The following is a 20297-nucleotide window of genomic DNA, read 5'->3' as shown; positions in this document are numbered from 1 at the left end:
GCCGAACATGAAAAGTTTTACTGTATTACAAGGTTTGGCGGCTCCGATGGATCGCGCCAATGTCGATACGGATATGATTATCCCCAAGCAATTTTTGAAGTCGATCAAGCGCACTGGCTTCGGCAAAAACCTGTTTGATGAATTGCGTTACCTCGATGAAGGCAAGCCGGATCAAAGTTGCGAAGGTCGTCCAGTCAACGCAGAATTCCCTTTGAATTTTCCGCGCTATCAGGGTGCTACAGTACTCTTGTCGCGTGAAAATTTCGGTTGTGGTTCAAGCCGTGAGCACGCCCCTTGGGCGCTGGATGATTACGGTTTTCGCTGTGTTATCGCTCCTAGTTTTGCCGATATCTTTTATAACAACTGCTTTAAAAACGGTTTATTGCCCATTGTGTTAAGTGATGAAAGCGTTGAGCAGTTATTTAAAGAGATGTACGCGACAGAAGGCTATCAATTAACCATTGATTTGCCAGCGCAGCGAGTTAAAACCCCAAGCGGTGAGAGCTTTGCGTTTGAGGTCGATGAATTCCGCAAGCACTGCTTGTTAAATGGTTTGGACGATATAGGGTTAACCCTTGAGCATACCGATGCGATTCGCGCCTATGAAGCGAAAAAGCGTATTGAGGCGCCTTGGTTGTTTGATGTAGTTAAATGAGTAGCGAAATAAGAATTTTTTAATTGGAGAATGCTTGTGGGCAAACATATTTTAATTCTGGAAGGCGATGGTATAGGTCCAGAAATCGTGCGCGAAGCTCGTAAAGTGTTGGATGTAGTTAATGCTAAATTCGACTTGGGTTTGACCTTTGAAAATGAACTGATGGGCGGCTGTGCGATTGATGTGCACGGCGTTCCCTTGGCTGATTCAACGCTGGAGCGCGCGCGTCAAGCGGATGCTATTTTGTTAGGCGCAGTAGGTGGTCCTAAATGGGATAAGCTGGATCGCTCAATTCGCCCGGAAAGAGGCCTGCTAAAAATCCGTTCGCAATTGGGCTTGTATGCAAACCTGCGCCCGGCGCTGTTGTATCCGCAATTGGTTGAGGCTTCATCGCTGAAGCCTGAAGTGGTTTCCGGTTTGGATATTCTGATCGTGCGCGAACTGGCTGGCGGTATTTACTTCGGTGAGCCGCGCGGTATTCGTGTCTTGGAAAACGGCGAGCGCGAGGGTTACAACACCTATAAATACTCCGAAAGCGAGATTATCCGTATCGGCCGGACAGCCTTTGAAATGGCGCGCAAGCGCAATGGAAAGCTCTGTTCAGTGGACAAAGCAAACGTGCTGGAAGCGACTATCCTGTGGCGCGAAGTGATGGATACGCTGCATAAAGAGTATCCTGATGTAGAGTTGTCGCATATGTATGTCGATAACGCTGCTATGCAGTTGGTGCGTGCGCCAAAACAGTTCGACGTATTGGTGACGGGCAACATGTTTGGTGATATTTTGTCCGATGCAGCTGCTATGTTAACCGGTTCGATCGGAATGTTGCCTTCAGCCTCATTAGATAAAAATGGTCGCGGTATGTACGAGCCTTGTCATGGTTCTGCCCCTGACATCGCCGGTCAAGGTATCGCCAATCCGCTGGCGACGATTTTGTCGGTATCTATGATGTTGCGTTATTCGCTCGGTTATCCGCAGGTGGCGGATGCCATTGAAGTGGCAGTCGGCAAGGTGTTGGATCAGGGGTTCCGCACTGCTGATATTTATACCGAAGGTAAGACCAAAGTATCTACCTCGCAAATGGGCGATGCTGTTGTGGCAGCATTGGCTTAAATTTTCGCTTGTGAAATAAAGAGAGACTGAGATGAAAGTAGGTTTTGTAGGTTGGCGCGGTATGGTGGGCTCCGTATTGATGGAGCGTATGCAATCAGAGAATGATTTTGCGGATATCGAGCCCGTATTTTTTACCACCTCAAACGTAGGTGGCGCTGCGCCAGCGGTAGCGGCTGGTTTGCCCCCATTGAAAGATGCTTATTCCGTTGAAGAGTTGAAGCAGTTGGATGCAATCATTACCTGTCAGGGTGGCGACTATACCAATGAGGTTTTCCCAAAGCTGCGCGCTGCTGGTTGGGATGGCTATTGGATTGATGCAGCTTCCAGTCTGCGCATGGAAGATGATGCGGTTATTGTTCTCGATCCAGTGAACCGTGCTGTTATTGATTCTGCCCTGAAAAAGGGTGTTAAAAACTTCATTGGCGGCAACTGCACTAACTCCATCATGTTGATGGGTGTGGGCGGTCTGTTTCATGCTGGTTTGGTGGATTGGGTTAGCTCCATGACCTATCAAGCAGCCTCGGGCGGTGGTGCAAATCACATGCGTGAACTGTTGAAAGGCATGGGTGTGATTCATGATGCGGTCGCTGATGAGTTGGCAACCCCTTCATCGGCGATTTTGGATATCGATAGAAAAGTAGCTAACACTATTCGCAATGATGTGCCTCGTGAGTTCTTCCCGGCACCTCTGGCTGGTGGTCTGATCCCCTGGATCGATAAGCAATTGGACAATGGTCAATCCAAAGAGGAGTGGAAAGGTCAGGCTGAAGTGAACAAAATTTTGGGTACTGACACGACTATCCCTGTTGATGGTCTTTGCGTGCGTATTGGTGCAATGCGTTGCCATAGCTTGGCTTTGACCATCAAACTCAAGAAAGATCTGCCGCTCAGCGAGATCGAGTCCATCATTAAGTCAGGTAATGACTGGGTGAAGTTTGTGCCAAACGATCGCAGCATTACTGAGCAAGAGTTGACTCCAGCGTCTATCACTGGTGGTTTGAATATTGGTGTTGGCCGTGTGCGTAAGCTGAATATGGGGCCGGAGTATGTCTCTGCCTTTGTGATCGGCGACCAACTGTTGTGGGGTGCTGCTGAGCCTTTGCGCCGTATGCTACGTATCCTCAAAGAAGCTAAATAAGCGGTTCTTTTTGTTTGTCGGTTAGGTAAAAATCAAAACCCCAAGATTGAATATAATCTTGGGGTTTTTGCTTTTTATAACCAATTTGGGGGTGAATAAGGATTTAAATGTCAGTTGTTTTTCACACTTTTACAAAAACACGGCAAAAAATCACCCAAAAAGTCGTTTTGTTAGGTCTTTGTCAAGACCCCAAGTATTGATAAAAACCTATTTATAATGAATACTTACGAACGATACTGAAGATTCATTCGAGGTTTTTTACCTCGCCGGCACAGTTTTTCATCTACTCTTCAAACTGTGTTAATCAACTAATATGTCTGGCTAATTGTGTTTGGTTCAGCCGTGGAATAATAAAAGGATAGCGCTATGCGTCTTCGTCAGTTGGTTTTAGCCTGTGGTCTTACATCCATTGTGCTGTCGCCCTACGCCAGTGCCTTGGGGTTAGGTGAGGTTAAACTCAAGTCAACGCTGAATCAGCCGTTGGAGGCTGAGGTTAAGCTGCTTGATACTCGCGACCTTACGGCAGAGCAGATTTTAGTTGCTTTGGCGTCTCCTGCTGACTTTGAACGCAATGGCGTGGATCGCTTGTTTTTCTACACTGAGTTTCAATTCCAAGTTGATCTTGCCGCTGCCGATGGACCAAAGGTGGTCATTACTTCGCGCAACCCTGTGCGTGAACCCTATTTGAATTTCTTAATTGAGGCGCGTTGGACTGCTGGTCGCCTGTTGCGTGAATACACCTTGTTGATGGATCTGCCTACTTTCGACGAATCAGGTTCTACGCAAGCCGTACAGGCAGCTGTAACCAGTACCCCCCGGCAGCAACCGCGTACAACCTCCTCCATACCTAGGGCTGCCTCCGGCTCTGCTGAAACACGTCAGGCTTCTGTATCCCGTCAGCCCAGCTTGAGTGGCGATCAATACGAGGTCCGCAGTAACGATACATTGTGGGAAATAGCGTTGCGCGCGCGTCCTGACTCTAGTGTCTCCGTCCATCAAAGTATGATGGCACTCTACCGTGCCAACCCCGAAGCGTTTATCAATGGCAATATCAATCGCTTGCGCCGCGGGCAAGTGTTGCGTATTCCCGATGCCAGCGAGATGAAGTCGCTTAATAAATCTGATGCAGTGAGCCAATTTGCACAGGCAACAGGTGATTCTGAGTCTGGTGCTCAGTTAAACGCATCGCGTCGTACCAGTACTGCGCGCACTGAGTCTGCTGAAGCTAGCGGCAGAGTCAAATTGGCGGCTCCATCCTCTGGTGCAACCGGTGCGGGTCAGGGTAGTGGTGCCAATGATGGTGCGGGCAAGGCGTTGGAGTCTGAGCTCGCAGTAACATTGGAAGAGCTGGATAAGTCGAAGGCTGAAAATACAGAATTAAGCTCACGGGTAAAGGATCTTGAAGCGCAAATTCAAACCATGGAGCGTTTGGTTGAGGTGAGCAATGAGAAATTGCGCGCTCTACAAGTTGCTGCTGGCCAGAATTCTGCCGAACAATCCTCGGGCCAAACAGCTATAGAGCCCGCAATAACAGAATCCACCCCAGAGGTGGCAGCTGTTGCCAGCTCCGAGGCGGCTGCATCCAGTGTTGCTGCAGTAGTGCCACCACAACCAGCCCCTCCGAAGAAGGTAATTGTGCCGCCTAAGCCACAACCAACCTTTGTTGATACTGCAATCGAAAATGCCCCTTGGATTGGTTTGGGTGTCCTGGGGTTAGCGGGCGCTGGCTACTTTGCTTATCGTCGGCGCAAGCAAGCTGAGGAGCAAGCGGCGGAAGAGCAGGATGATGTATTTGCTATGGACGATTCAGCCGGTGAGTATGAAGAGGCCGCTGATGAAATTGATCAGGTTAATGAAATTGATGAGGCGTCGTTATTTGATGAGGGCAGTGAAGCTCCGGCGGTTGCTGAAACTGGCGATGTAGTTGGTGAGGCTGATATTTACATCGCTTATGGAAAATTAGATCAAGCTGAAGAAATGCTCCTCAATGCGCTGCAGAAAGATCCAGACTCTGCTGATATTCGCATGAAATTGCTCGAAGTTTATTCCCAGCAGCAAAATGCTCCTGCTTTCGATAAACACTATGCTGCATTATTGCCTGTTGCGGGCAGTGCTTTGCTGGCGCGTGCGTCAGAGTTGCGTGACGGGATCTCAGGTGCAAATGAGTTTGATCCCGGGGTTTCGGCTTCCGGCGATTCCCAGACTGAAGATCTGGATCAGTTTTCGCTCGATGATCTGGAGCTCGATGAGGATTTGTCAGTTGCTCCGGTTGCTGCAAGTGAATCAACCAGTTTTGATTTTGATCTGGATTTAGATGATGACGAGTCTAACCTTGCCTCGTCAGGCTCAGGTGCGCCCACCGAAGTGGCAACAGAGTTCGATTTGGATTTAAGTGATGATCTAGCGGGTTCTGACGAGGTCGATGACTTATCCGAGTTGTCATTAGCGCTCGATAATATGGATGTCGATACTCTGCCGGAGGATCTGGAAGTTAAGGCATCATCCATTGAAGACGAGTTCAATTTTGACTTGGATGATGATCTTGAGTTGACTGAGTCTTCATTAGAAGAGTCTGCTGAGCTTGTTACTGAGGCTCCGGAATCACTTGATGTGCTACCAGATGATTTCAACTTGGATATGAATGTTGAAGATGTCGACTTGGCAGCACTTGATCATGAAATGGAAAGTCTGGATGTTGAGTTTGATGAAGACTTAGTGGTTGAGAGTGGGGCGGAGGCGGCACTTGAATCAGCAGCCGTTGAGCTTGATCTGGATTTAGAAGATGATTTTGACCTTGAGGATCTTGATCTTTCAGGTGCTGGTTCAACGCCCGGGGATTTGTCCGTCGCTAATCTGAGTCTGACCGACGATTTGGATAATTCTGATGCGTCAATGGATTTTGAGCTGGACGAAGACTTGGCTGATCTTGGTATTGAGGAGGAGCTCACGGCTGTAGCTGAAGCGCCTGCGGTTGATCCTGATGATTTAATGCCGGATTTTGATCTGGCTGAAGATGATATTGATCTTGCTGAGCTTGATGCGGATCTGGGCGAACTATCTGAGTCCGCAGAACTTGCCGACACTGAGCTTGCTGTTGAAGATGATATGGTTGATCTGGAGTTGCAGGATGAAATTCCTGCGCAACCAGAGCCTGTGCAGGACTCTACTGTGTCAATGCCTGGCGACTCGGCCTTGGTTGATACTGAAGAAGAGCATGACGAGGATTTGTTTGCACAAGCCTTGTCGGATTTTTCTGGTGAGTCTGATGATATTGACTTGAATGAGTTTTCCAGCGATGAAACTGCTCTTGCAGACTTGTCTGATGACGACATGGATGCTGAATTGGACTTCCTGGCGGATGCCGATGAGGCCGCGACTAAGCTTGATTTGGCGCGTGCTTATATTGACATGGGTGATAGTGAAGGCGCTAAAGATATCCTTTCTGAGGTCTTGGGTGAGGGTAATGATGAGCAGCGTAAAGAAGCAAATGAGTTGCTTGGCCGTATAGGGTAATTTTTGTGGATCGCAAAAGCCTTGCATTTCGGTGCAAGGCTTTTTTATTTTGTGCAATTTGGTTTTAGTGTGATGGCTGCTTTCTAATGAGTGAAAACTACGTTCCCAGTTCCAAGCCTTATGCCCGCAATGGTGAGGTGGTAGCCGATACTATTTGGCCGGACGGGATGCATCGCATTGCTTTGGGGATTGAATATAAAGGAACTGATTATCACGGTTTTCAGGTGCAGCCAAACGGGGTAAAAACCGTGCAGCAGGCCTTGGAAAAGGCCTTATCTGTTGTCGCTAATGAGCCTGTGAGTCTGGTTTGTGCAGGCAGGACGGACGCGGGTGTGCACGCCACTAATCAGGTAATCCATTTTGATACTCTAGCTGTTCGCCCTGAAAAAGCCTGGTTGCGCGGTGTGCGGCCGCACTTGCCAGATTCTGTGACGGTGCGTTGGGCGCGAGAGGTGGTGCCACAGTTTCATGCGCGTTTTAGTGCCCTCAATCGTACCTATCGTTATTTAATAAGCGATGCGAAAACCCCCTCAGGTTTGTTGCATGACCAAGTGACATGGTCGTCGCGTCCGCTGAATGTTGAAGCGATGTGCGAGGCCGCGGCACATCTGATTGGTCAGCATGACTTCACTTCTTTTCGCGCAACTCAGTGCCAGGCAAAAAGCCCAGTGCGACGGATTGAATACATACATCTGGCGCGGCGAGGGGAGTTAATTATTTTGGAGGTGCAGGCCAATGCTTTTCTGCATCACATGGTGCGCAATATTGTCGGAGTGTTGATGGCTGTGGGGGCAGGCGATAAGCGATCGAGCTGGGTTGCGGAGGTTTTAGCGGCGCGAAATCGCAGTGCTGCCGGCGTTACTGCCAAACCCTTTGGTCTCTATCTCGTTGGTGTTGACTATCCTGAGCATTTTGGTTTGTCATCCTGCCTGCCGGGGCCATTGTTTTTTACTGAACCTTTAGGTGGCTTTGCACCTTGAGCGTAAAATGAAGCCTTGCAGTTTGCGGCTTTTCGCTGTTAATTCTGTTAATATCCCCGCCTTATTTTTTGCCAAGTCCTTCATTCTGGTTGTTCGCGAATAGCGATTGGAGAGTCAGAGCTTGTCCAGAGCGCGTGTCAAAATTTGCGGTATTACTAACTTAGAGGATGCTAACGCTGTGGTTGCAGCTGGCGCTGAGGCCTTGGGGTTGGTGTTTTACGCTGCCAGTCCTCGGGCAGTGGGTATTGAACAGGCGCGTGCGATAGCTTTGGCTGCAGGGCCGTTTACAGTGGTGACGGGTTTGTTCGTCAATGCTGATCCAGAATTTGTGACTGCCGTATTGAATCAAGTGCCGCTGCAGCTTTTACAGTTTCACGGCGATGAAGATCTGGCTTATTGCGAATCCTTTGCGCGCCCTTACATGAAGGCCATTCGGATGCGGCCAGAATTGGATGTGGCCGCTGCCATCGCGCAGTACCCCAGCGCATCAGGTATTTTATTGGATGCTTATCGCGCTGGTGTACCCGGTGGCACGGGTGAAACCTTCGATTGGGCGCGAGTGCCTCAGTTTTCGACAACACCTTTGGTCTTGGCTGGGGGCTTAACCTCCGCTAATGTTGCCAGCGCAATTCAGGCAACCCAAGTCTATGGGGTTGATGTGAGCGGTGGTGTAGAATCGGCACCCGGTAAAAAAGATCACGGCAAAATAACCTCTTTTATCCATAATGCACGACATGCTGCAGCTTAAATGCAGTTTATTGTCGGCTTCTTACAGGTGATTAAACGGTGAGTAACACTGAGCAGTTTTCAGCTATTGATTACAGTGCTTTCCCCAATGCGGAAGGTCACTTTGGCCCTTACGGCGGTCGCTTTGTTTCCGAGACACTGATTTACGCGCTCGATGAACTTGAGTCTATTTATTTCAAATTGAAAGATGATCCTGGCTTTCAAGCAGAATTCGACAAGGATATGGCGCACTATGTTGGCCGTCCTTCGCCACTTTACCTTGCCGAGCGTTGGACTCGTGAATTGGGTGGCGCACAGATTTACTTAAAGCGCGAAGACCTTAATCACACCGGTGCGCACAAGGTTAACAACACTATTGGTCAAGCCTTACTGGCAAAATTTACCGGCAAATCTCGTGTTATTGCTGAGACGGGCGCTGGTCAGCACGGCGTTGCTACGGCGACTGTTGCTGCTCGTTTAGGCTTAAAGTGCCGCGTTTACATGGGTGCTGAAGATGTTAAGCGTCAAGCGCTCAACGTATATCGGATGAAATTACTGGGAGCAGAAGTATTTCCGGTGACTTCAGGTTCGCGCACGTTGAAAGATGCGATGAATGAAGCTATGCGTGATTGGGCTACTAACGTTGATGATACCTTCTACATTATTGGTACCGTTGCTGGGCCTCATCCCTACCCACAACTAGTGCGTGATTTTCAATCGATTATCGGCCGTGAAGCACGCCGTCAGTGTCTGGAGCAGGCCGGTCGTTTGCCCGATGCGTTGGTCGCTTGTGTCGGTGGTGGATCAAATGCAATCGGTCTGTTTCATCCATTCCTTACTGATGAATCAGTCAAAATGTACGGTGTTGAAGCAGGTGGTTTGGGGATCGAAACCGGTAAACATGCTGCGCCTTTGAATAAAGGTATCCCCGGTGTATTGCACGGCAATCGCACTTATTTGATGGAAGATGAGAACGGTCAGATTATCGAGACTCACTCGGTTTCAGCTGGTTTGGATTATCCCGGTGTAGGTCCTGAGCATTCTTGGTTAAAAGATATAGGTCGTGTTAATTACGTTGCCATTAACGATGACGAAGCTTTGGCCGCGTTCCGCAAAGTCACCAAGACGGAAGGCATTATGCCGGCATTGGAATCCAGTCATGCGCTGGCATATGTGGAAAAATTAGCGCCGACTATGAGCAAAGATCAAATCATCATTGCCAACCTTTCTGGTCGTGGCGATAAAGACATTTTGACTGTCGCAGGCTTAGACGGCATCACTGTTTAATCTTGTGGGTCAACAGCTAATTTGAAATATCGCCCAATAGGCGGTGAATAAAAAATCAGGAATTGTCGATGAGTCGTATTTCCCAGCACTTGAGTCAGGCCAAAACGGCGGGCAAAAAAATCTTAGTTGCCTATGTAGTTAATGGTGACCCTTATCCACAAGCAACCTTGCCAACCTTGCACGCCATGGTGGAGCAGGGGGTGGATGTAATTGAACTAGGCGTGCCTTTCTCCGACCCTATGGCCGAAGGTCCAGTGATTCAAAAAGGTCACGAGCGTGCACTTGAGCATCACATCAGTTTGCGTGGCACGCTTGAACTGGTTAAGCAGTTTCGCACCACCAACAACACTACACCTGTGGTATTGATGGGTTACGCTAACCCTGTTGAACGTTTTGGCTATGCTGAATTTGCGAAAGCAGCGGCTGATGCCGGTGTTGACGGATTGCTCACGGTAGATTTGCCGCCGGAAGAAGTTGTGGTGCTCAAGGGTGAGCTTGATGCTAATGGGTTAGATAATATCTTCTTGCTTGCACCCACTACCACGCTCGAGCGCGCACAAAAGATCGCAGCCTATGCCAGTGGTTTTCTTTACTACGTTTCACTGAAGGGTGTAACGGGTGCAGGCCATTTAGATGTAAATGCAGTTAAAGAAAAGTTAGCCGGATTTGGTCAGTTAACAGATTTGCCCGTTTGTGTAGGCTTTGGTATTAAAGACCCTGAAACCGCTAAAGCGGTTGCTGTATTGGCCGACGGAGTCGTGGTTGGCAGTGTTCTGGTTGAAAAAATGGGCAGCATGGCTGATAAGAGCGCCACTGACATTGCTGCAGCAGTAGGTGATATTGTCGGCAGCATTCGCGTAGCAATAGATTCTATTTGATAGCAAAAAAACGTTGGTAACTCGCGCGCCGGGTAAAGCCAATCAACTAAATTGACATCGAGTACAGAGAAGCGACCATGAGTTGGTTAGATAAAATTATTCCAAGTATTTCCCGCACTGATACCAAGCGCAGCAATAAGGTGCCTGAAGGTCTGTGGGAAAAGTGTGTTAAGTGTGATGCGGTGCTGTATAAGCCGGAAATGGAAAAAACGCTCGATGTTTGCCCCAAGTGCGATCATCACATGCGTGTTGGCGCGCGTGCACGTTTGGGAATGTTTTTGGATCCGCAGAATCGTCAGGAATTGGCCACCGAAGTTGAGCCAATTGATCGCCTGAAATTTAAAGATGTGAAAAAATACAAAGACCGTTTAACTGCGGCGCAAAAAGAAACCGGCGAAAAAGATGCGTTGGTAGCTATGCGTGGCGAGTTAAAAGGTATGCCGATTGTTGCTGTCGCTTTTGAATTTGCATTCCACGGCGGCTCTATGGGTTATGTGGTGGGTGAACGTTTTACTCGTGCGGCAACTATCGCACTAAAAGAAAATATTCCTTTTGTTTGTTTCTCTGCTACTGGCGGTGCACGTATGCAGGAAGCATTGATTTCATTAATGCAAATGGCTAAAACCAGTGCTGTTATTGAGCGCTTGAAAATGCAGGGGACCCCCTATATTTCAGTAATGACCGACCCAGTGTATGGTGGTGTTTCTGCTAGTCTCGCACTGTTAGGTGATTTGAATATCTGTGAACCTGGCTCCCGCGCTGGTTTTGCTGGCCCCAGCATTATTGAACAAACTATCCGTCAAAAATTACCCAAAGGTTTTCAGCGTGCAGAGTTTTTGCTGGAACACGGTGCGATCGATATGATCATCCATCGCCGTGATATGCGCGATAAGTTGGCCTCGCTATTGGCAAAATTTACCCGCAAAGCAGCTGTGTAATTGATTCTTTTAATTAGTCGCTGCTATGCAATTTAATTCGCTACCTGCTTGGTTGGACTGGTTGGAAAAAAATCATCCAACCGAGATTGATCTCGGTCTTGAGCGGATTACCCGTGTTGCGCAGCGAATGGATTTATTAAAACCAGCGGCAAAAATTATTACTGTTGCTGGTACCAATGGAAAAGGCTCTTGCGTTACTGCTACTGCAGCGCTGTTAAATGCTGCGGGCTATTCGGTTGGTGTCTACACCTCTCCACACTTAGTACACTATAACGAACGCATTGTCGTTAATGGCAATGCAGTTGCAGATGATGAAATCTGCTCCGCGTTTGAAGCTATATTCAATGCGTGTCAACAAACCTCTGCGGATTATCCCGCGCCTATTTCCCTCACTTATTTTGAGTACGGTACTTTAGCTGCGCTGGAAATTTTCCGCCGCAAACAAGTGACTGCAATGGTGCTTGAGGTGGGGTTGGGTGGACGTTTGGATGCAATCAATATTATTGATGCCGATGTGGCGGTAATCACCAGTATTGCGCTTGATCATACGGACTGGTTAGGCGATAACCGCGAAGCCATTGGCTATGAAAAAGCAGGCATTATGCGCACAGAAAGACCGGTGGTGTGCGCTGATCTTTCTCCGCCTCAATCGCTGTTAGATCACGCGAGCAATCTCTCTGCTTCACTACACTTGATTTCGCGCGACTTTGGTTATTCTGTCACGGATAACGCCACTTGGAATTGGTGGAACAACCACCTTCAGTTTTCCTCTCAGCCTCTTCCTCAGCTACCGTTGCCCAGCCTTGCCGCTGCATTGCAAGTAATGTCTATTCTTGGTTTGGATTTGCTGACTCTGGATGCATTTACACGTATAGCTGCATTGCGCGTTCCAGGGCGCTTTCAAACCTTGCAGTGGCGCGAGCGACAAGTCATTCTCGATGTGGCTCACAATCCAGCAGCGACTGCTTATTTGGCTGAGCGTTTGGAGCAAGTGTCGGCACCCGGCTCAACAATACATGGCATAGTGGCGATGATGGCAGATAAGGATCGCGCTCAAAGCTTGGGCAATCTCAAAGGATTGGTCAGTTCCTGGTATGTGGCTGATTTGTCACCTATCCCGCGCGCAGCCAGTGTTGAACAATTGCGCCAGAATTTGGTCGATTTGGGTGTGACGGTAGCATTTTCAGGTGGTGTGGCCGATTGCTTGCAAGCGGCCTTCAACAACTCGGCACCAGGCGATCGCATTCTTATTTTTGGATCTTTTTATACGGTTGCGGCCGGTTTGCAAGCGCTCGCAGGCTGCGCGGAGCAATACTAGTTAGACTGCATTGTTATCCCATGGTTTTGGCGTAGAGGTTTTAGGTGAGAGAATCCGTAAAACATCGATTGATTGGCGCTGCAGTGCTTGCGGCTATTGCTGTATTGTTTCTGCCCAGTTTTTTTAAGGATCGCCAACAGTATCAAGTGGATACTAGCTCCCACATCCCGGGGCGTCCGAGCATCACTGCGGTGGATTTTAATGAGCCCACTCGGCCAGATGGCATTGAGCCAGCACCAGCACCGGAAACAATGTTTGTCCCGGATGAAGCTGAAGCCGTTGCGGTTGCGCAAATTCCTCCTGCTGAGCCAGCAGTAACTGCTGCGGTTGTCTCGTCGTCCGGGCAGTCAGTTTCATCTGCAGCGGCAAAAGCGGAAACATCGGTGCCGGATATGCCGTTGAATGAACAAGGTTTGCCTGACACATGGGTGATTCAGGTGGCAAGTCTCAGTGTGCAAGCTTCAGCGAATAAGTTGCGTGATCAACTACAGGCTGAGGGGCATAAAGCCTATGTGCGTTCAGTTGCGACCGCTAATGCGACTATTTACCGCGTATTTATCGGACCCAAGCAAGATAAAGCCCAAGCGCTTGCGATTAAGTCGCAATTAGACAAACAGTTGAAAGTGAATTCCCTCGTTTTACCCTTTAAACCCTAAAGCCATAATCCTGCACCTCTGTTAGAATGCGCGCCTCTGTAAACCTCCCATCAATGATATTGGAGTGGGCGCGCGAATGAATTGGGCTGATTGGGCCATAATCGGGATTTTTTCCCTGTCCTGTTTGATCGGTTTGATTCGTGGTTTTGTGCGCGAAGCCCTTTCGCTAATAATCTGGGTTGCTGCAGTGCTGGTAGCCAGAGTCTTCGGTGGCCAGCTTGAAATTCTGCTGATCGACCAAATTGAAACACCTTCTGTTCGGCTCATGACCGCCTATGCGGTGTTATTTATCGTTACGCTACTGCTAGGTGCGATGTTGAGTTATCTCATTGGCGCATTGGTGCGTGCCACCGGCTTATCCGGTACTGATCGTCTTCTTGGAATGGTGTTTGGTGCAGCGCGCGCCTTTATAATTGTGATGGCGCTACTGATCCTGTTACCCGGTTTCATTCCGGTGAATGAAGATCAGTGGTGGTCACAGGCGCAATTCATCCCCCACTTTCTCGCGTGTGAAGAGTGGGTCAGGGCGGCTTATGAACAAGTCGCCCAATGGCTAACAGCACTGTTTGGCAGTGTTGAAAGCGGTCAAAAAGTTTAAAGTTGATAACTGTTATTGAGGCAATCTTATGTGCGGTATTGTAGGTATTGTGAGTAAACGCGATGTGAATGTGCAGCTTTACGATGCGTTGACCATCTTGCAGCACCGTGGGCAGGACGCCGCTGGTATGGTGACTTGTCAGGATGGCCGCATGAGCCAACAAAAGGCAAATGGTCTGGTGCAAGACGTATTTAGAACTCGTCATATGCAGCGATTGCTGGGTACCATGGGGATTGGCCATGTGCGTTACCCAACCGCAGGTAGTTCCGGTCCAGCGTTGGCACAACCGTTTTATGTCAACTCACCCTATGGTATCGCGCTGGCGCACAACGGCAATCTAACCAATGCCGATAAACTGAGCGAAGATATTTTCAAAACTGATTTGCGCCACGTAAATACAGATTCGGACTCAGAAGTATTACTCAACGTATTTGCCCATGAATTGCAGATGCAGGGAAAGCTGAGCCCGACTGCCGATGATATGTTTGCTGCAGTTGCTGGTGTACACAACCGTGTAACCGGCGGTTATGCTGTAGTGGCGCTTATCGCCAATTATGGTTTGGTTGCATTTCGCGATCCAAACGGCATTCGTCCATTAGTATATGGCAAGCGTCCCTCGGAAGAGGGCGGTGTCGAATATATGGTGGCGTCTGAAAGCGTTGCGCTCGACGTATTAGGCTTTGAGTTGATTGCCGATGTCGCACCCGGTGAAGCAATTTATATTACCGAAGATGGCGAACTGCATCGTCGCCAATGCGCTAAATCGCCACGCTTAACCCCCTGTATTTTTGAGCATGTCTATTTCGCGCGCCCCGATTCTATTATGGACGGCATTTCGGTTTACAAAGCACGCTTGCGTCAGGGTGAAAAGTTGGCAGAAAAAATTCTGCGCGAACGCCCTGATCACGATATTGACGTTGTTATTCCAATTCCGGATACCAGCCGCGTGGCAGGCCAGGCGCTTGCGCAAAAGCTGGGCGTAAAATTCCGTGAAGGTTTGGTAAAAAATCGCTACATCGGGCGCACATTTATTATGCCCGGTCAGCAGCAACGCAAAAAATCTGTTCGCCAAAAATTGAATCCGATTGAGTTGGAGTTTAGAGATAAGGTGGTGCTACTGGTCGATGACTCCATCGTGCGCGGTACTACTTGCCAGCAAATTATTCAAATGGTGCGCGATGTTGGTGCCAAGAAAGTATATTTCGCCTCAGCGGCGCCCGCGGTGAAATACCCCAATGTGTACGGTATCGATATGCCGACAACCGATGAATTAATTGCACATGGCCGCACCGACGATGAAGTGTGTAGTGATATAGGCGCTGATTGGCTGATCTATCAAGATCTGGAAGATTTAATTGCCGCCTCTGCAGAAGGAAATAGCAACGTAACAGAATTTGATTGCGCGGTATTTAACGGAGAATATTGTGCCGGTGATGTAACAGCAGAATATTTAGAAAAAGTCGCGGCAGCGCGTAATGACAGTGCAAAATCAGGTAAAAAATCGGTTAAACAAATGGAGTTGCCGATAGGTTTGCACAACGGAGCCGCGAGCGTTTAACGCATAAGTTATTGAGTGAATTTCTATGGAAAATTACGACGAACATTTAGCTGAAGATCCACTGTTCGGCGCTGCTCTGGATACGCTGGCCATTCGCGCAGGGCAGTCGCGTTCCCATGAAGGTGAGCACAGTGAAGCGCTGTTTCTCACTTCAAGCTATGTCTTTGCCAGTGCGCAAGAAGCGGCCGACCGGTTTGCGGGCAATCAACCCGGCAATGTTTACTCGCGTTATACCAATCCTACTGTGCGCATGTTCGAAGAGCGTATTGCGGCGCTCGAAGGTGCTGAATCTGCCGTCGGCACTTCATCGGGCATGGCGGCCATTTTGTCTACCTGCATTGCCTTACTGCAATCGGGGGATCACATTCTTTGTTCGCGCAGCGTATTTGGTACAACAACTGTGTTGTTCACTAAATACTTGCAAAAGTTTGGTGTGACTACCACTTTTGTTAATCCGACCAATTACACCGAGTGGGAAGCAGGTTTTACGGCTAATACCAAACTGGTTTTTGTTGAGACGCCGTCGAATCCTTTATGCGATGTGATTGATATCCAGCGCCTTGCAGATTTAACCCATGCACGCGGCGCGTTATTGGCTGTCGATAATTGTTTCTGTACGCCTGCGCTGCAAAAACCACTAGAGCTGGGCGCAGATTTAATTATCCATTCTGCTACCAAGTACATAGACGGCCAAGGCCGCTGCCTCGGTGGTGTGGTTGCCGGTGCAAAAAAATATGTCGATGAAGTGCTCGGTTTTATTCGCAGCGCTGGCCCAAGCCTTAGCCCTTTTAATGCGTGGATATTCTTAAAAGGTTTGGAGACTTTGCGTTTACGGATGGAGGCGCATTCGCGCAATGCATTGGCATTGGCGCAGTGGTTGAATGGTCACCCTAAAGTAGAAAAAGTGTTTTATGCCGGTTTGCCAAGCCATGTTGGCCACGAGCTGGCTGTGAAACAACAATCTGCTTTTGGTGGTGTTTTATCTTTCCGAGTAAAAGGCGGCAGAGATGAGGCGTGGAAAGTGATCGATGCAACCCGCATTATGTCGTTGACCGCTAATTTGGGTGATACCAAAACCACCATCGTGCATCCAGCAACCACAACCCATGGTCGTTTGTCGCCAGAACAAAAGGCGGATGCAGGCATTACCGAAAACCTGATTCGTGTTGCGGTTGGCTTGGAAGATATTGGCGATTTAAAAGCCGATCTTGCGCGCGGTTTAGGCATTTACTAAGAGTTTGCAAGGCTAGGGCGCAAAAAAGTGTTGTTGGGTCTTGTCCTTGCGAATTCACCTTGGTAAAGTGCGCGCCCAGTTAGCCAAAAGGCTTAACAATTTAGGACTATAGCTCAGTTGGTTAGAGCACCACCTTGACATGGTGGGGGTCAGCAGTTCGAGTCTGCTTAGTCCTACCAAAAATCTTTAAAAAAGCCGCTTTTTAGCGGCTTTTTTATTGTCTAGGATTTGCTGCGTATCGCTCTCCCCCTTGAATTTCAGTATGACTACCCCATCTTGTGTTCATGCTCGCCATCTCTGGCGGATGTTAATTATTCACACCTTCGTGCATGTACCCAGGAGTTAGAAAATGACCGTTGATGCCCGCAAAGAAACCCGTGGTTTCCAAACTGAAGCCAAACAATTGCTGCATTTGATGATTCACTCGCTGTATTCAAACAAGGAAATCTTCCTGCGTGAGTTGGTATCTAATGCGTCGGATGCCGCTGATAAATTGCGTTTTGAGGCCGTATCAAATGGCGACTTATATGAAGGCGATACCGAATTAAAGATTCGTATCGATTTCGATAAAGAAGCAAAAACTCTTACGATTAGTGACAACGGTATCGGCATGTCGCGCGATGAGGTGATTGAAAACCTCGGTACTATCGCCAAATCCGGCACCGCACAATTTATGCAAAAACTGTCTGGCGATCAGAAGAAAGATGCGCAATTGATTGGTCAGTTTGGTGTTGGTTTTTATTCAGCTTTTATCGTTGCTGATAAGGTTGTGGTCACTACTCGTCGTGCGGGGGCACCAGCAAATGAAGCGGTGCGCTGGGAGTGTACTGGCGACGCAGAATTTACTGTGGAGTCAATCGAAAAAGCTGATCGCGGTATGACCATTGAATTGCATTTGAAAGATGATGCATTGGAGTTTGCTGATCACTGGCGCTTGCGCTCAATCATCAAGAAATATTCCGATCACATCGCAATTCCTGTTGTGATGAAAAAGCAAAAGCCTGCGGGTGATGATGCGGTGAGCGAAGAGCTGGAAGATGAAGTTATCAACACGGCAACAGCGCTTTGGACACGTTCGCGCTCCGACGTAACCGATGAGGAATACAAAGAGTTTTACAAGCATGTAAGCCACGATTTTACTGATCCACTTAGTTGGAGCCACAATCGTGTGGAAGGTAATTTGGATTACACCAGCATGTTGTTTATTCCCGCGCGTGCACCTTATGATTTGTACAACCGAGATGCATCGCGCGGTTTGAAGTTGTATGTGCAACGTACGTTTATTATGGATGACGCCGAGCAATTCCTGCCGTTGTATTTGCGTTTTATAAAAGGTGTAGTGGATTCAAACGATTTGAGTTTGAACGTCTCGCGTGAAATTCTGCAAAAAGATCCCAACATCGACGCTATGCGTTCCGCACTGACTAAGCGTGTATTGGATATGCTGGCAAAACTTGCGAAAAGCGAGCCGGAAAAATACGCCACCTTCTGGAAAGAATTTGGCCAAGTAATGAAAGAGGGCCCTGCGGAAGATTTTGCCAATCGTGAAAAGATTGCCAAGTTGTTACGCTTTGCTTCTACCCATACCGATACCGCCGAGCAAAATCATTCGCTCGAAGACTACGTGGCGCGGATGAAAGAGGGTCAGGAGAAGATTTACTACATCGCCGCTGAAAATTTTAATACCGCAAAAAGCAGCCCGCACCTCGAAGTGTTCCGTAAAAAAGGCATTGAAGTATTGTTGTTAAGCGACCGTGTTGATGAGTGGCTCATGAGCCACTTGGCTGAGTTTGATGGCAAATCTTTGCAAGATGTAGGCAAGGGTGAGCTGGATTTAGGTAAGCTCGACAGCGAAGAAGAAAAACAAGCACAAGAAAAAGTCGCTGAAGCATTGAAACCATTACTGGATCGTGCAAAAGCGGCATTGGAAAATCAAGTGTCCGAAGTGCGTATTACCCACCGTCTAACGGATTCTCCTGCGTGCGTAGTGGTGGGTGATCACGATATGGGTGCACAAATGCGCCGCATTCTGGAAGCGGCAGGGCAAAAAGTACCTGACTCCAAACCGATTTTTGAATTGAACCCAGAGCACCCGCTGGTGAAAAAGTTGGAACAGGAAAGTAATGAGGAGCGCTTTGGTGATTTGGCGCATATTCTGTTTGATCAAGCAAATCTTGCTGAAGGCGCCCAGTTGCAAGACCCCGCATCGTATGTGCAACGCTTGAATAAATTATTGCTGGAACTTAGCAATTAATTAGCCGCTGATTTTTACGGCTGCTATTAAAGATGACCTTGTCTGGGCGACCCCGTCTAGGCGACCCCATCTATATTCAGGCAGGGTCATTTTTTATTTATTATTTTGGGTGAGCTCCATGGAATATAAAGAAATTAGTTTGCCAGCTGCAAAATCGATTGCACTTGTTGCGCACGATAATAGAAAAAAAGATTTGCTTGCCTGGTGTAAAAAACACCGCGCCGATTTGAGCCGCCATACATTATTTGCGACCGGCACGACCGGCACCTTAATAGAAAAAGAAACGGCCTTGCCGATTAACAAACTTATCTCCGGACCTTTGGGTGGTGACCAGCAAGTAGGCGCGCTCATTACCGAGGGCAGGGTCGATATGTTGATCTTTTTTTGGGATCCATTTGAGCCAATGCCACATGATCCCGATGTAAAAGCACTGTTGCGTATTGCCGCTGTGTGGAATATTCCTATCGCCTGTAACCAAAGCTCTGCCGATTTTATGGTGTCTTCGCCGCTCTTTAATGGTGAGTCACAACATTGGGTTCCAGATTATGCAGCCTATATGGCTAGCCGCGCGCAAACGAGTGTCTAGCGATGTTGGCAATTATCGGCGGCTCCGGGTTAAATCAATTTCCTGAATTGGAAATTATTGCTGAACAGAAAGTCATTACACCCTATGGTGATTGCTCTGCGCCATTGATTATCGCGAAAATAAGTAGTCGTCAGATGGTGTTTCTGCCTCGTCATGGGCAGGGGCACAAACTGCCGCCGCATCAGATTAATTACCGTGCAAATCTGTGGGCACTAAAAGAGGCGGGCGTCACGCAAGTGCTAGCTGTAAATGCGGTTGGCGGTATTCATCCTACAATGGAGCCGGGCACCTTTGTCGTGCCGCATCAAATTATCGATTACACCTATGGTCGCGAGCAGAGTTATAACTTCTTGCTTGATGGCTATATCAATCATATCGATTTCACCCACCCTTATTGTGAGGACATGCGTCAACAATTGATCGCCAGTTTATTGTCGGCGAATCTTCCGTTTCAGCAGCAGGGTGTATATGCCTGTACGCAAGGGCCGCGTTTGGAAACAGCAGCAGAAATTTTGCGTTTACAGCGTGATGGCTGCGATTTGGTGGGAATGACCGCAATGCCGGAGGCGGCATTGGCGCGCGAACTGGGATTAAAATACGCGGCGCTATGCTTGGTGGTTAATTGGGCAGCTGGGCTGGCGAGCGAAGAGTTGAGTATTGACGACATAATGAAAACTCTTGTTGCCGGCATGGACGATGTTAAAAAGGCTATTTTTCTATTTGCTAAGCAGTAGTCTTGGGCAAATAAGCAGCAAAAAATCCCCCTCTTATTTCTAACTTTTGTTAATATCCGTTAACGCGGGGTTTTTAGTTCTATGAACCCGGTTGTGGATAGCTGCTAGCCTGCTGTGCTGGCGATCAACGG

17 protein-coding genes and 1 tRNA gene are annotated in these 20297 nt (G+C 48.4%); all 18 read left to right on the top strand.

Translation table 11 applies throughout. The features are described from left to right. Positions 1 to 7: 7 nt before the first annotated feature. The 18 genes from leuD to AWU77_RS19495 all read left to right on the top strand — a co-directional run bounded on the left by leuD (position 8) and on the right by AWU77_RS19495 (position 20166). Positions 8 to 655 (top strand): 3-isopropylmalate dehydratase small subunit, encoded by a 648-nt coding sequence (gene leuD / locus AWU77_RS19580; protein ID WP_062067610.1) that lies wholly within the window; start codon positions 8 to 10, stop codon positions 653 to 655. Positions 656 to 691: 36 nt separating this feature from the next. Further along, positions 692 to 1768 carry a 3-isopropylmalate dehydrogenase gene (gene leuB / locus AWU77_RS19575; RefSeq protein ID WP_062067880.1) on the top strand — a complete coding sequence of 359 codons (1077 nt, stop codon included), beginning with the start codon at positions 692 to 694 and terminating at the stop codon, positions 1766 to 1768. A 31-nt stretch (positions 1769 to 1799) separates the two neighbouring features. Further along, entirely contained in the window at positions 1800 to 2906 is a 1107-nt protein-coding gene (gene asd, locus AWU77_RS19570) for an aspartate-semialdehyde dehydrogenase (RefSeq protein WP_062067608.1), read from the top strand. Between the two features lie 366 nt (positions 2907 to 3272). Next, a complete protein-coding gene (locus tag AWU77_RS19565) occupies positions 3273 to 6419 on the top strand; it encodes a FimV/HubP family polar landmark protein (RefSeq protein WP_062067606.1) in 3147 nt (1048 codons plus the stop codon). A gap of 86 nt (positions 6420 to 6505) precedes the next feature. Continuing rightward, on the top strand, positions 6506 to 7399 hold the full coding sequence (gene truA / locus AWU77_RS19560) for a tRNA pseudouridine(38-40) synthase TruA (protein WP_084618561.1): 894 nt from the start codon (positions 6506 to 6508) through the stop codon (positions 7397 to 7399). 121 nt (positions 7400 to 7520) lie between these two features. Continuing rightward, a complete protein-coding gene (locus AWU77_RS19555; protein WP_062067604.1) occupies positions 7521 to 8147 on the top strand; it encodes a phosphoribosylanthranilate isomerase in 627 nt (208 codons plus the stop codon). A 38-nt stretch (positions 8148 to 8185) separates the two neighbouring features. Then, positions 8186 to 9412 (top strand): tryptophan synthase subunit beta, encoded by a 1227-nt coding sequence (gene trpB, locus AWU77_RS19550; RefSeq protein WP_062067601.1) that lies wholly within the window; start codon positions 8186 to 8188, stop codon positions 9410 to 9412. 68 nt (positions 9413 to 9480) lie between these two features. Continuing rightward, the gene (trpA, locus tag AWU77_RS19545) at positions 9481 to 10290 is read left to right on the top strand and encodes a tryptophan synthase subunit alpha (protein ID WP_062067598.1); all 810 of its coding nucleotides are present in this window, start codon (positions 9481 to 9483) and stop codon (positions 10288 to 10290) included. A gap of 77 nt (positions 10291 to 10367) precedes the next feature. Continuing rightward, complete coding sequence (accD, locus tag AWU77_RS19540) at positions 10368 to 11228, top strand: acetyl-CoA carboxylase, carboxyltransferase subunit beta (RefSeq protein WP_062067595.1); 861 nt, start codon at positions 10368 to 10370, stop codon at positions 11226 to 11228. Between the two features lie 25 nt (positions 11229 to 11253). Then, positions 11254 to 12546, top strand: coding sequence for a bifunctional tetrahydrofolate synthase/dihydrofolate synthase (gene folC / locus AWU77_RS19535; RefSeq protein ID WP_062067581.1), 1293 nt, complete (start codon positions 11254 to 11256; stop codon positions 12544 to 12546). 44 nt (positions 12547 to 12590) lie between these two features. Further along, a complete protein-coding gene (locus AWU77_RS19530) occupies positions 12591 to 13202 on the top strand; it encodes an SPOR domain-containing protein (RefSeq protein WP_062067577.1) in 612 nt (203 codons plus the stop codon). 76 nt (positions 13203 to 13278) lie between these two features. Further along, the gene (locus tag AWU77_RS19525) at positions 13279 to 13800 is read left to right on the top strand and encodes a CvpA family protein (protein WP_062067575.1); all 522 of its coding nucleotides are present in this window, start codon (positions 13279 to 13281) and stop codon (positions 13798 to 13800) included. Positions 13801 to 13828: 28 nt separating this feature from the next. Beyond that, a complete protein-coding gene (gene purF / locus AWU77_RS19520) occupies positions 13829 to 15358 on the top strand; it encodes an amidophosphoribosyltransferase (RefSeq protein WP_062067573.1) in 1530 nt (509 codons plus the stop codon). A 25-nt stretch (positions 15359 to 15383) separates the two neighbouring features. Further along, on the top strand, positions 15384 to 16592 hold the full coding sequence (locus AWU77_RS19515) for an O-succinylhomoserine sulfhydrylase (protein ID WP_062067570.1): 1209 nt from the start codon (positions 15384 to 15386) through the stop codon (positions 16590 to 16592). Positions 16593 to 16694: 102 nt separating this feature from the next. Next, positions 16695 to 16771 (top strand) — tRNA-Val (locus AWU77_RS19510). Between the two features lie 170 nt (positions 16772 to 16941). Further along, positions 16942 to 18846, top strand: a complete 1905-nt coding sequence (gene htpG / locus AWU77_RS19505; protein ID WP_062067567.1) for a molecular chaperone HtpG — start codon at positions 16942 to 16944, stop codon at positions 18844 to 18846. A gap of 118 nt (positions 18847 to 18964) precedes the next feature. Further along, positions 18965 to 19432, top strand: coding sequence for a methylglyoxal synthase (locus AWU77_RS19500; RefSeq protein ID WP_062067564.1), 468 nt, complete (start codon positions 18965 to 18967; stop codon positions 19430 to 19432). 2 nt (positions 19433 to 19434) lie between these two features. Continuing rightward, positions 19435 to 20166, top strand: coding sequence for an S-methyl-5'-thioinosine phosphorylase (locus AWU77_RS19495; protein ID WP_062067561.1), 732 nt, complete (start codon positions 19435 to 19437; stop codon positions 20164 to 20166). The last annotated feature ends 131 nt before the right edge of the window (positions 20167 to 20297 follow it).

The sequence above is a fragment of the Cellvibrio sp. OA-2007 genome (genome assembly GCF_000953825.1).
Classification (GTDB): domain Bacteria; phylum Pseudomonadota; class Gammaproteobacteria; order Pseudomonadales; family Cellvibrionaceae; genus Cellvibrio.
The sequence above is the reverse complement of the archived record's forward strand: the minus strand, read 5'-3'. Positions and strand labels throughout refer to the sequence as shown.